13 protein-coding genes and 1 pseudogene are annotated in these 12307 nt (G+C 62.9%); 6 read left to right on the top strand and 8 right to left on the bottom strand.

The window, feature by feature from the left end:
• Positions 1–143: 143 nt before the first annotated feature.
• Positions 144–338, top strand: a complete 195-nt coding sequence (locus tag ACLEJQ_RS04745) for a hypothetical protein (protein ID WP_007944773.1) — start codon at positions 144–146, stop codon at positions 336–338.
• Positions 339–428: 90 nt separating this feature from the next.
• On the top strand, positions 429–611 hold the full coding sequence (locus ACLEJQ_RS04740) for a hypothetical protein (RefSeq protein WP_440792671.1): 183 nt from the start codon (positions 429–431) through the stop codon (positions 609–611).
• Here ACLEJQ_RS04740 and ACLEJQ_RS04735 read toward each other — a convergent pair.
• Entirely contained in the window at positions 608–1669 is a 1062-nt protein-coding gene (locus tag ACLEJQ_RS04735) for an AI-2E family transporter (RefSeq protein ID WP_440792669.1), read from the bottom strand. The two genes, ACLEJQ_RS04740 and ACLEJQ_RS04735, sit on opposite strands and share 4 nt — an antisense overlap.
• 148 nt (positions 1670–1817) lie before the next feature.
• Between ACLEJQ_RS04735 and trhP the strand changes: the two genes are divergently transcribed.
• The gene (trhP, locus tag ACLEJQ_RS04730) at positions 1818–3143 is read left to right on the top strand and encodes a prephenate-dependent tRNA uridine(34) hydroxylase TrhP (RefSeq protein WP_440792668.1); all 1326 of its coding nucleotides are present in this window, start codon (positions 1818–1820) and stop codon (positions 3141–3143) included.
• Positions 3144–3394: 251 nt separating this feature from the next.
• On the opposite strand, the gene ACLEJQ_RS04725 is transcribed toward trhP, so the two are convergent.
• The 7 genes and pseudogenes from ACLEJQ_RS04725 to ACLEJQ_RS04695 form a co-directional block, all read right to left on the bottom strand.
• On the bottom strand, positions 3395–4150 hold the full coding sequence (locus tag ACLEJQ_RS04725; protein ID WP_440793075.1) for a methyl-accepting chemotaxis protein: 756 nt from the start codon (positions 4148–4150) through the stop codon (positions 3395–3397).
• Between the two features lie 102 nt (positions 4151–4252).
• Positions 4253–5011, bottom strand: a pseudogene (locus tag ACLEJQ_RS04720) (cache domain-containing protein); the annotation flags it as partial.
• A 269-nt stretch (positions 5012–5280) separates the two neighbouring features.
• Positions 5281–6597 carry a Na+/H+ antiporter family protein gene (locus ACLEJQ_RS04715; RefSeq protein ID WP_440793073.1) on the bottom strand — a complete coding sequence of 439 codons (1317 nt, stop codon included), beginning with the start codon at positions 6595–6597 and terminating at the stop codon, positions 5281–5283.
• Between the two features lie 250 nt (positions 6598–6847).
• Complete coding sequence (locus ACLEJQ_RS04710; protein WP_440792666.1) at positions 6848–8161, bottom strand: sensor histidine kinase; 1314 nt, start codon at positions 8159–8161, stop codon at positions 6848–6850.
• Between the two features lie 38 nt (positions 8162–8199).
• Positions 8200–8868, bottom strand: coding sequence for a response regulator transcription factor (locus tag ACLEJQ_RS04705; RefSeq protein ID WP_440792664.1), 669 nt, complete (start codon positions 8866–8868; stop codon positions 8200–8202).
• Positions 8868–9179 carry a PepSY domain-containing protein gene (locus tag ACLEJQ_RS04700; RefSeq protein WP_440792662.1) on the bottom strand — a complete coding sequence of 104 codons (312 nt, stop codon included), beginning with the start codon at positions 9177–9179 and terminating at the stop codon, positions 8868–8870. Before ACLEJQ_RS04700 ends, ACLEJQ_RS04705 begins: the two co-directional genes overlap by 1 nt.
• A complete protein-coding gene (locus tag ACLEJQ_RS04695) occupies positions 9179–9487 on the bottom strand; it encodes a PepSY domain-containing protein (RefSeq protein WP_440792660.1) in 309 nt (102 codons plus the stop codon). Before ACLEJQ_RS04695 ends, ACLEJQ_RS04700 begins: the two co-directional genes overlap by 1 nt.
• 239 nt (positions 9488–9726) lie before the next feature.
• Here ACLEJQ_RS04695 and ACLEJQ_RS04690 point away from each other — a divergent pair, with 239 nt between their 5' ends.
• The 3 genes from ACLEJQ_RS04690 (at position 9727) to ACLEJQ_RS04680 (ending at position 12214) form a co-directional block, all read left to right on the top strand.
• Positions 9727–10806, top strand: coding sequence for a patatin-like phospholipase family protein (locus ACLEJQ_RS04690; RefSeq protein ID WP_440792658.1), 1080 nt, complete (start codon positions 9727–9729; stop codon positions 10804–10806).
• A gap of 83 nt (positions 10807–10889) precedes the next feature.
• Positions 10890–11246 (top strand): 6-carboxytetrahydropterin synthase QueD, encoded by a 357-nt coding sequence (queD, locus tag ACLEJQ_RS04685; RefSeq protein ID WP_003203918.1) that lies wholly within the window; start codon positions 10890–10892, stop codon positions 11244–11246.
• Positions 11247–11362: 116 nt separating this feature from the next.
• On the top strand, positions 11363–12214 hold the full coding sequence (locus ACLEJQ_RS04680; RefSeq protein ID WP_440792655.1) for an alpha/beta fold hydrolase: 852 nt from the start codon (positions 11363–11365) through the stop codon (positions 12212–12214).
• Positions 12215–12307: the final 93 nt, after the last annotated feature.

The raw sequence follows: 12307 nt of genomic DNA, 5'->3' as shown, positions 1-12307 counted from the left end.
AATAATCCGGCGCCAGAAAGGCATTATGGTCTGAATCCTGCTTTCTTTTTTCCTACAACCCAGGCTGTCACGCGGGCGTCATGACTGCGCCGCACACTGGCGCAGTCCGTCAACAACAGCTTCATAACAACAAGGACGAAGGTATGCCCACGCAAAACCCCCACCGCATCGTTGGCCTGTGCACCTCCAGCAAGGTGTACAACGCGCTGACCGAACTCAAGCACCTGGAAGGCCACCGTAGTGCCAAGTTCCTTTCCCTGCTGGCGGAAAACCTGGTGCGCAAGGGCCTGCTCAATGAGCATGAAGTGGTGCACATGCTCGATCTGGTCGTCGATTGAGCGGCATCGATTCCCACTATCGAGCCGGTTGATTTTTCCTCACCACGGGCTGAGTCGTAAGGTAACTCCATCGATTTATGGAGGTTTCCCATGCCAAAGGTTCAGATCATGTCCGTCATCGGCAGCGCCGTTCCCGCCGCTCTCAGGGAGCGAGGCCTGCTGGCCTGCTGGTATCTGGTGCAGGATGGCGTGACCATCAGCGGCCCGCTGACTTCACTGCCCGCCGCCCAGGCCATGTCGCAACGCATCGGCCCATATGTACTGAGCGCCTAGGGCAGTTTCACCCGCGGTCGGCTCTCGACGAACAATGCCCAGCAGGACAGGAATAGCGCAGCGATCAGCGGCCCGATCACAAAACCGTTCAGGCCGAACACCGCCAACCCGCCAAGTGTCGAGACCAGCACCATGTAGTCGGGCATCTTGGTGTCCTTGCCCACCAGGATCGGACGCAGAAAGTTGTCCACCAGGCCGATCACGAACACTCCGAACAGCGCCAGCACCACACCCTGCCATATCGCCCCGGACAGCAGGAAGTAAACCGCCACCGGCGCCCAGACGATGCCTGCCCCGACGGCCGGCAGCAATGAAAGAAACGCCATCAGCACGGCCCAGGGCAGCACCGTCGGGATCCCGAGTACCCAGAAGATCAGGCCGCCCAACGCACCTTGGGTAATGGCGACCAACAGGTTGCCCTTCACCGTCGCCCGCACTACCCGGTTGAATTTCAATTGCAAGCGACGCTTCTGGTGCTCGGCCAGGGGCACGGCCTCGCGCACTTTGCGCACCAGTTCCGGGCCGTCGCGCAGAAAGAAAAACAACAGGTAAAGCATCACGAAGAAACTGACCAGGAACTGGAACGTCCCCTGGCCGAAGCTGAACGCCTGGGTCGCAAAGAACTCGCTGCCCTGCATCGCGCTCTTGACGATCTTGTCGCGCAAGCCACTCAGGTTACCCAGACCGAAGCGGTCCAGCAGGTGTTGGAAGTAGGGAGGCAGCGCGTCCTTGAACCGTGCGAGGTAATCGGCGATGTCCAGCTCCCCGCTTTCCAGGCTCTTGTACAGCGCCGCCCCCTCCTGCACCAACAGCATGCCGATGACAATCACCGGCAGGATCGCGATGACCACGCAGATGCTCAGGGTCAGCAGCGATGTGATGTTGCGCTGCCAGCCGAACCTCAGTTGCAGGCGACGCTGCATCGGCGCGAAGACGATACCCAGGATCACTGCCCAGAATACCGCGCCGTAGAACGGCACCAGGATCCAGACGAAGGCAACGGTAACCAGGACCAGCAGCAGCATCTGGGCCCGGTTTTGCAACATTTTTCGATTCATCAGCTTTCCATGTCCAAAGGCGGGATACACGTTAGTCCTCCCGGGCACGCCGGAGTGCCGTCGCGTTTGCCCGCTGGCATTGATCCAGGTCAATACCGCTTGGCGGCCCATGGCCTAGGCTGCGCGCTTTTTGCGACCCGACGCCACCATGCCCCTCGTAGCCCCCGAACTGCTCGCCCCCGCCGGCACCCTGAAAAACATGCGCTATGCCTTCGCCTACGGTGCCGACGCGGTCTATGCCGGCCAGCCGCGCTACAGCTTGCGGGTACGCAACAATGAATTCGACCACGCCAACCTGGCCCTCGGCATCCGCGAGGCCCAGGCCATGGGCAAGCGGTTCTACGTGGTTATCAATATCGCCCCGCACAACGCCAAGTTGCGCACCTTTCTCAAGGACCTGGCGCCGGTGATCGCCATGGCGCCGGACGCGCTGATCATGTCCGATCCGGGGTTGATCATGCTGGTCCGCCGACACTACCCGCAGATGCCGATCCACCTGTCGGTGCAGGCCAATACCGTGAATTGGGCAAGTGTCGAATTCTGGCAGCAACTGGGCCTGAGCCGGATCATCCTGTCGCGCGAGCTGTCGCTGGAGGAAATCGCCGAGATCCGCCAACAGGTGCCGGCCATGGAGCTGGAAGTCTTCGTCCACGGCGCGCTGTGCATGGCCTATTCCGGGCGCTGCTTGCTATCCGGCTACCTGAACCGGCGCGACGCCAACCAAGGCAGCTGCACCAACGCCTGCCGCTGGAAGTACTCGGCGCAACCGGCGGTGGAAAACGCCGCGGGCGACATCGTGCAGACCTGCCGGCCCGAACCGACCCTCGGCCTCGGAGCGCCTACCCAGCAGTTATTCCTGCTGCATGAAGCCAACCGTCCCGAAGAAGCCATGCCGGCCTTCGAAGACGAACACGGCACCTACATCATGAATGCCAAGGACTTGCGGGCCGTGCAGCATGTCGAGCGGCTGACGCACATGGGCGTGCATTCGCTGAAGATCGAAGGCCGGACCAAATCGCACTTCTACTGCGCTCGCACCACCCAGGTGTACCGCCGGGCCATCGATGACGCGATGGCCGGTCGAGCGTTCGACCGCAGCCTGATGATCGATCTGGAATCCCTGGCCCAGCGCGGCTACACCGAAGGTTTCCTACGGCGCCATGTGCATGACGAATACCAGAACTACCAGCACGGCAGCTCGGTGTCGGAGCGCCAGCAATTCGTCGGCGAGCTGACCGGCGAACGCCGCGAGCGCCTGGCCGAGGTGCGGGTCAAGAACCGCTTCGAAGTGGGCGATCACCTGGAATTGATGACGCCCAAGGGCAACTTCCACTTCGACCTGCACCAGTTGCAGGACGCCAATGGTCACGGCATCGACGTGGCGCCGGGAGATGGGCATGTGGTGTATGTGCCGATCCCGGATGCGGTGGATCTGCGGTTCGGGTTGTTGATGCGGGATGTGCGCCAGGGGTAGGCAACGCCTCCCCTTGTAGGAGCGAGCCTGCTCGCGATAGCGGTTGCACACTCAACGCCTTTGTTGCCTGAACCACCGCTATCGCGAGCAAGCTCGCTCCCACAGGGGGCCCGCGCAGCCTGTGGATCGCGGCAAAAACTGCCGAAGGCTGCGATCCTCCGCTTCCGATAGGGCCCGGTTGCCCAGGCGATACATCTGGATCGAAGAGAGAAAGATCGCAGCCTTCGGCAGCTCCTGCCGCACTGTCTGGGTCAGATGCGGAACTGCCCCACCAGCTTGCCCAGGCGCTGGCCCAGTTCGTTCAGGCTGCGGGAGGTCTGGGCGCCGAGTTGGGTTTCATCGGCAACACTGTCCACCGCCACGGCGATCTGGTGCACGCTGCGGTTGATTTCCTCGGCCACGGCGGTCTGTTCTTCAGCGGCGCTGGCGATCTGGGCGTTCATCGAGTTGATGGTGCCGATCAGCTGCGCCATGGCGTCCAGGGACGCACCCGCCTCGTTGGCACGCACCGAAGTCCCGTCGCCAGCCTCGCTGGAGCGGCGCATCGCTTCCACGGCGGCATGGGTACCTGACTGCAGGCGGTCAATCATGCCCTGGATTTCCTGGGTGCTCTGCTGGGTCCGACTGGCCAGCGCCCGCACTTCATCGGCCACCACCGCGAAACCACGTCCCGCCTCCCCGGCCCGCGCGGCCTCGATGGCCGCGTTGAGCGCCAGCAGGTTGGTCTGCTCGGCAATCGAACGAATCACCCCAAGCACGCTGACGATCGAGGCCACGTCCTGTTGCAGGCTGTCCAGGGACACGCCGCTGCTGCGGATGTCATTCACCAACGCGTGGATCTGCTGGATGCTGCCGGCCACCACGCGCTTGGCGGACTGGCCTTCTTCATCGGTCTGCTGGGCCGCGACCGCAGCACCCTGGGCACTGCGGGCGACTTCCTGGGCCGCCGAGGACATCTCGTTGATCGCCGTGGCGACCTGATCGGTTTCGTGGCGCTGGCGCTCCATGGCCTGTTCGGAACGCTGGGCCTGTTCGGAGACTTGCGTCACCAGCCCGGTCAGTTGCGAGGTCATGTCGGTGATCTGGCGCACCAGGCCATGGATCTTGTCGACGAAGCGGTTGAACGAGCCGGCCAGCTGACCGAGTTCGTCCTGGCTGGTGATCGCCAGACGCCGGGTCAAGTCGCCCTCGCCCGCCGCGATGTCATCCAGGTTGTCTTTCATCAGGTGCAGCGGCCGCAGGATGGTGTTGGCCAATAGCAGACCCACCACCGCAATCACCAGCAACACCACGGCCGCGATCCCGACGATGCTCAATATCACGCCTTGCACACGCTCATGAACCTTGGCTTCCACCAAGGCCACCTGGGCTTCGATGCCGTCCAGGTTGACCGAACTGCCCACCGCCATATCCCACTTGGCCAGGTACTCGGTGTAGCCGAGCTTGGGCACCAGTTCCTGGCTGTTGGGCAATGGCGAGCTGTATTCCAGATAGTGCGTCCCGTCCTTGGCGACTTTCACCAGGTCACGGTTGACGTAGACACCGTTCGGGTCGCGGTTGTCCTTGAAGCTCTTGCCCACGCCGTCCGGGCTGTTGGCCTTGAACAGGCGCACGGTTTCGGAATCGTAGCCGAAGAAGTAGCCGTCCTTGCCGTAACTGACATTGGACAACAGCTTGATCGCCTCGGCCCGCGCCGCGTTATCGCCAGGGGCGGCAGCATCGTAGAGAGGCTTGATAGCCGTGAGCCCGACCGCCACGTAGTTCTGCAGCGTGGCCTTGGCGTCGGCGAGCAGCCGCTCGCGGGTCTGCTTGACCTCGTTACCGGCCTGCTCCTTCAAGATGAAAGCCGTGGTCAGGCTGATGATCATAGCGGACAGCAATACGGGCAGTATCGCCAGGGACAAGACTTTAGCCTTCAGGCTCATGCGCATGCTGATCACTCTTGTTGGTTTTGTGGCGTGGTTAGACGGGTTAACGGCACGCCGGGGCAAAACTGTAGGACAAGGTGAAGACTTGGCCGGAGGCTTGAAGGCCCTATCGCGAGCAGGCTCGCTCCCACAGGGGACCGGGTGAATTCGACAACCCGGTCAAACTGTGGGAGCGAGCCTGCTCGCGATGAAGGCGACACGGTCTCTGGTTACAGCACCATTGCCGCCACCCAACCAAACGCCAGCAGCGGCATGTTGTAGTGGATGAAGGTCGGGACCACGGTGTCCCAGATGTGATGATGCTGGCCGTCGATGTTCAGGCCGGAGGTCGGGCCCAGGGTCGAGTCCGAGGCGGGCGAGCCGGCGTCGCCCAGGGCACCGGCGGTGCCGACAATGCAGACGATCGCCAGCGGGCTGAAGCCCAGTTGCAGGCACAGCGGCACGAAGATCGTTGCCAGGATCGGCACCGTGGAGAACGATGAACCGATGCCCATGGTCACCAGCAGCCCCACCAGCAACATCAGCAACGCGCCGATGCCCTTATTGTGGCCGATCCACCCCGCCGAGGCCTCCACCAGGCTCTGGACTTCACCGGTGGCTTTCATCACTTCGGCGAAACCCGAGGCGGCGATCATGATGAAGCCGATCATCGCCATCATCTTCATGCCTTCGGTGAACAGGTCATCCGTCTCGCGCCAGCGCACTACCCCCGACAACGAGAAGATCAGGAACCCGACCAGTGCGCCGATGATCATCGAGTCCACCAGCAGCTGTACCGCGAACGCCGCTGCCACGGCCAGTCCGGCGACCATCAGGCTCAGCGGGTTGTAGCGTACGGCCACTTGCTCGACACGGGCGATTTTCTTCAGGTCGTAGACGCGTTTCCTGCGATAGCTGAAAAACGACAGCAGCAGGCCGAACACCATGCCCAACGCGGGGATGCCCATGGCGTGGGTGACGTTGATGCCGCTGACGTCCACGCCGCTGCGGGCGATGTTGGCCAAGAGGATTTCGTTGAGAAAAATGTTGCCGAAGCCCACCGGCAGGAACATGTAGGGGGTGATCAAGCCGAAGGTCATGACGCAGGCAATCAGCCGGCGGTCCAATTGCAGCTTGGCCAGCACGTAGAGCAACGGCGGCACCAACAGCGGAATGAAGGCGATGTGGATCGGCAGCACGTTCTGGGAGGCGACCGCGACCGTGCCCAGCAGGCCGATCAGCACCCATTTGACGCCGGAACCGCCGGCGGCGTCCTGACGGTCAACCAAGGCCAGGGCTTTGTCGGCCAGGGCATGGGCCATGCCGGACTTGGCAATCGCCACGGCGAAGGCGCCTAGCAACGCATAGGACAACGCCACCGTCGCCCCGCCCCCCAGGCCGGCGTTGAACGCCTTGAGCGTTGCCTCGATCCCGAGGCCCCCGAGCAGACCACCGACCAACGCGCCAATGATCAGCGCGATTACCACATGCACGCGGGACAGGCTGAGCACCAGCATGACGCCAACCGCGGCAATTACTGCATTTATCATCGTTACCTCAAAGCACAGCGATGGAAAGCCACCGGACAAAAAAGGCGCGACTTTGCAGCAAGCGGCTGCAAGCTGCAAGCGCCATGCGGCGGGTTCCAGGGTTCGCAATACTTGCAGACGCTACAGTCCCCTGTGGGAGCGAGCTTGCTCGCGATAGCGGCGTATCAGCTTGCATAGAAGGCGACTGAAGCGACGCCATCGCGAGCAAGCTCGCTCCCACAGGGGATTTGTGGTGGTTGAAGGTACGTCAACGCCTCGGCAGTTCGATCAGCACCTTGAGCCCGCCCCACTCGCTGTCGAGCAAGGCCAGGGTGCCGCCCCAGGTGTCGACGATGTCCCGCACGATCCCCAGGCCAAGGCCATGTCCGTCGGTCTGTTCATCCAGGCGCGTGCCGCGGCTGAACACTTGGTCGCGGCGGTTTTCGGGGATGCCCGGGCCGTCGTCTTCGACGGCCAGGCAGAATCCACCGGTCGTCTCGTTCACGGTCAGGCGCACTTCGGCGTCGGCCCATTTGCACGCGTTGTCCAGCAGGTTGCCGAGCAATTCCAGCAGATCTTCGCGATCCCAAGGCAAGTGCAGGCCCGACGGGGCGACGTAGCTCAGTTGCAGGTGCTCGCCATGGATCATGTTCAGTGTCGCCAGCAGCCCCGGTAGCTCGGCGTCGCAGTCCAGGTGTGCGCCTGGCAAGGCATCACCGGATAATCGCGCACGATTGAGTTCACGGTTCAGTCGTTGCCGGACCTGCTCCAGCTGATCGAGCAGCAACTTGCGCAACTCGGGATGCGAATCGAGTTTCTCGTTCGACGCCAGGCTTTGCAGCACCGCCAGTGGCGTTTTCAGGGCATGCCCCAGGTTCCCCAGGGCGTTGCGCGAACGCTTGAGGCTGTCCTCGGTGTGGGCCAGCAGATGATTGATCTGCGCCACCAGCGGCTCCAGCTCCCGTGGCACTTGCTCGTCGAGTTGCGAGCGCTGCCCGCGTTGCAACTGCGCGATCTGCTCCCGGGCCCGGTCCAGCGGGCGCAAGGCGCGACGCACGGTAATCCGTTGCAGCAACAGAATCAGCAACAGCCCCGCCAGCCCCAGGCCAAGGCCGATCTGCTGCATCCGCCGGAAACTGTCGCGCACCGGCGTGTAGTCCTGGGCCACGCTGATGGAAATCGCCTGGCCCAAGCGCCGATAGTCGGTACGCAGCACCAGCAGTTTCTGCCCCTCGGGGCCCAGTTGCAGGTTGCTGTGCAGACCAGGATGGTCGAGCCGAGGCAGTTCCTGGTCCCAGAGAGAACGGGAACGCCAGTGTGCGTCGGCGAAATCTATACGGAAGTAATGCCCGGAAAACGGCCGCTGATAGGCCGGCGACAAACGCCGCTCATCCAGTTGCAGGCCTTGCGGGCCACGCACCAGGGCCACCAGCAGGTTCTCGCTGTCATTGCGCAACCCGGCTTCCAGGTAACGCTGCAAACCCAATTCGAACAGCCACAGGCTGGTCTGGGCCAGGATCAGGCCGACCACCACCATGACCCCGATCAGCCCCAGGCTCAGGCGTCGCTGGATGGACCTCACGGCATGATTCTCACTGTAGAGCTCTCACTGTAGCGTCCTCACTGCGCCTGCCCGCCGAACAGGTAACCCTGGCCGCGACGGGTTTCGATCACGCTGCGCCCCAGCTTGCGCCGCAGGTGATTGACGTGGACTTCCAGCACGTTGGAGTCGCGCTCGGTCTCGCCGTCATACAAATGCTCGGCGAGGTGGCTCTTGGAAAGAATCTGCTCGGGGTGAAGCATGAAGTAGCGCAACAGCCGGAACTCGGCGGCGGTCAACTGGATGTCGGTGCCATCACGAACCACGCATTGGCGGCCCTCATCCAGATGCAGCCCGGCTGCCTGCAATGTCGGCTGGTTGACCTGACCATGGGAGCGGCGCAACAGCGCCTGTATCCGCAGTTGCAGCTCTTCGGGGTGAAACGGTTTGGTCAGATAATCGTCGGCGCCGGCCTTGAGGCCTTCAATGCGCTCGGCCCAGGACCCGCGTGCAGTGAGGATCAGCACCGGCGTCGCCAGACCGCCCGCACGCCATTGCGCCAGCACCTCCAGCCCCGGTACGCCCGGTAGGCCCAGGTCGAGAATGATCAGGTCGTAGGGCTCGCTGCTGCCCTGGTACACCGCATCGCGCCCGTCGGCGAGCCAGTCGACGGCGTATCCCTGCCGGGTCAGCCCGGCCATCAATTCGTCGGCCAGGGGGACGTGGTCTTCCACCAGAAGCAGGCGCATCAGTCTTCCTTATCCTTGAGTAAACGGCCGGTCTTGGCCTCCAGGTCCAGCTCGCGCACGACGCCGTCGGTGTCCAGCAACTCGACCTCGTAAATATAGACGCCGTGCTTTTCTTCCAACTCAGCCTCCAGCAGCTTGGCGCCGGGGTGAAGGTCCAGCGCCTGCTGCAGCAATTGCTCAAGCGGCAGGATCACGCCTTGCTGACGCAACTGCAGGGCTTCGTCCTGGTCCAGGTCGCGGGCCACCACCACCGAACAGAACGTCAGCAGCGCCAACGCCCATCGGCTGCGGGCGCGTAAATTAAGCTTCATTACGTATCCTGATGATTCTTGAGTACCTTGCCGGTAACGGCGTCCAATTCCAGATCCCAGTCGATACCCTCGGTATCGCGCAGCTCAACCTGGTAAATGTACTTGCCGTACTCTTCTTCCAGTTCGGCATCGGTGAGCGTGGCGCCCGGGTGTTCGGCCAGGGCGGCAGCGTCGAGTTTTTCAAAGGTCAGGATGGTACCAGCGTCTTGCAACTTGCGGGACTCGTCGGCGTTGAGGTCGCGCGCGTGGACCAGACCGGTGCTTACAGCCATGAGCGTCGCGAAGAAAACGGCAGTCAAGCGGTTCATGGGGTGTCTCCTTTTTATAATCTTCAGCGATGCACTGTATCGGTGCGAACTTAACTGAAACTGAATTGCCATCATTGAACCCAAGTCAATGTGTATTCCCCTGTGGGAGCGAGCCTGCTCGCGATAGCGGTGCGTCAGTCGAATGAATGCTGGCTGATACTGCGCTATCGCGAGCAGGCTCGCTCCCACAGGGGCTTGAGTCGCTATAATCCTTTGCTTGCTTACGTCACGAGACCGGTATGACCGCCATCCACATCAAGTTCCCCGCCCTCACCCTCAAGGCCGGCCCCCGTGCGTTCGCGCGTATTCGCCGGGCCGGCTTGAACGCTGCCGATGTCGGCATCCTGCCGGGCGCCGCCGGCGGGCCCAAGGCATTGGGCATCCAGGGCCTGGACCTGGCGCTGTTCGGTGAATGGCTGCCTGCCGCGCCCCGGCAGCGTTCGCTGATCGGTGCTTCGGTGGGTTCCTGGCGCTTCGCCAGCGCCTGCTTGCCGGACGCAGCCGAGGGCATCCGCCGCCTGGGCACCTTGTACAACGAACAAAGCTTCGCCAAGGGCGTGACGATGGCCGGGGTCACGCAAAGCTCGCAGCGCATGCTCGATGACTTGCTCGAAGGCCGCGACAGCTCGATCCTCGAGACCCCGCATTACCGGCTCAATATCATGGTGGTCAAGAGTCACGGTCCGCTGGCCCTCGACCACCGTGGGCGACTGGCCTTGGGCCTGTCGTCGGTGATTGCCGACAACCTGCGCGGCCGGGCCCGGCTGTCGCGGCATTTCGAGCGGCTGATCATCCACGATCCGCGCCAGGCCCCGCCGCTGCATCCGTTGAACGACTTCCCGTCGCGCTTCGTGCCGTTGCAAGCCGACAACCTGCGCCAGGCCTTGTTGGCGTCCGGCTCGATCCCGATGGTGATGGAAGGCGTACGCGACCTGCCGGGCGCCGGCGCCGGTACGTACCGCGACGGTGGCCTGCTGGACTATCACCTCGACCTGCCCTACAGCGGCGAGGACATCGTGCTGTATCCGCACTTCACCGACCGGGTGATTCCCGGCTGGTTCGACAAAGGCCTGCCCTGGCGCAAGGGCAACGTCGAACGCTTGCAGGACGTGCTGTTGCTGGCACCGTCGCGCGAATACCTGGCGCGCCTGCCCTACGGCAAACTGCCGGACCGTAACGACTTCAAGCGCTTCATGGGGGACGACCCGAGCCGCCGCAAATACTGGCGCACGGCGATGGACGAGAGCCGGCGCCTCGGTGACGAGTTCCTGGAACTGGCAGCCAAGGGTGGCCTGGGCGAGCGTTTGCTGACCCTTTAGTCAGCACGCTCGCGCACCGCGGGGATCAAACTGATAAACTGCGCCGCCTGCCTCGCGACCGTTACCTTAAAGAGCCCGAACCTGTGGAAATCTTCAAAGAATTTACCTTCGAATCCGCCCACCGCCTGCCCCACGTGCCGGACGGCCACAAGTGCGGGCGCCTGCACGGTCACTCGTTCAAGGTGGCGATCCACCTGAGCGGCGACATCGACCCGCACACCGGCTGGATCCGCGATTTCTCGGAGATCAAGGCGATTTTCAAGCCACTCTACGAGCGCCTGGACCACAACTACCTCAACGACATCCCCGGCCTGGAAAACCCCACCAGCGAAGTCCTCGCCAAGTGGATCTGGAACGAGTTGAAGCCGTTGCTGCCGGAACTCAGCGCCATTCGTATCCATGAAACCTGCACCAGTGGTTGCATCTATCACGGTGAATAAAACCCGCGCTGCTCCTGTGGCGAGGGAGCAAGCTCCCTCGCCACAACTGTGCGCTCCTGCCACCGTGCATTGGCCTATGCTCTACACCCTGAACCCTTCTCGGTGGAGCATCGACCATGACCGACTGGCTGCTGGATCAGGTATACGATTTCAACGGGCATTCCATTCGCTACGTCATCCGGGGTGACGGGCCGCCGCTGGTGTTTGTTCACGGGACGCCCTTCTCGTCCTATGTGTGGCACCGGATCGCCCCGCTCTTCTTTTCCACTCACCGGGTGCATTATTTCGACCTGTTGGGCTACGGCCAGTCCGCACAACCCGACACCGACGTGTCCCTCGGCGTGCAGAACTCGTTGTTCGCGCAGTTGCTGGCGCACTGGGGCCTGGACTGCCCGGATGTGGTGGCCCATGACTTCGGCGGCGCCACCGCGCTGCGCACGCACCTGCTCAATGCCAAGAACTACCGCAGCCTGACTCTGATCGACCCGGTCGCGTTGTCACCCTGGGGGTCGCCTTTCGTGCAGCACGTCCGTCAACATGAAATGGCCTTCAGCGGCCTGCCCGATTACATCCAGCGGGCCATCGTACCGGCCTATATCCGCGGCGCGATCGAACGGGACATCCCGGACGAAGAGTTGGCGCCCTACGTCCAGCCCTGGCTTGGCGAGACAGGTCAAGCCGCGTTCTATCGGCAGATTGCGCAGATGGACGAGCGCTACACCCGCGAAGTCGAGGGGTTGTACCCCAACGTGCGTTGCCCGACGCAGATCCTCTGGGGCGAGAACGACCAGTGGATCCCCATCGAACGCGGCCGGGCCCTGCAACGGTTGATTCCGGGCGCACGGTTCCTGCCCATTCCCAACGCCGGGCATCTGGTCCAGGAGGATGCACCGGAAGCGATCGTCGCGGCGGTATTGCGGTTTGTGGGCGTCGGTGCGCACGCCCAGGGATCCGGAACCCGGGGCTGACCCTTGCGAGCGAGTGTCGTAACGGCGCAGAGGGCACTCGCCACTCACTGACGTATGTGCTATTGATCGGCGCAATGGGAGCTCGCTCCGCTG

It is taken from the genome of Pseudomonas sp. SMV71, assembly GCF_052042015.1.
GTDB lineage: Bacteria > Pseudomonadota > Gammaproteobacteria > Pseudomonadales > Pseudomonadaceae > Aquipseudomonas.
The sequence above is the reverse complement of the archived record's forward strand: the minus strand, read 5'-3'. Positions and strand labels throughout refer to the sequence as shown.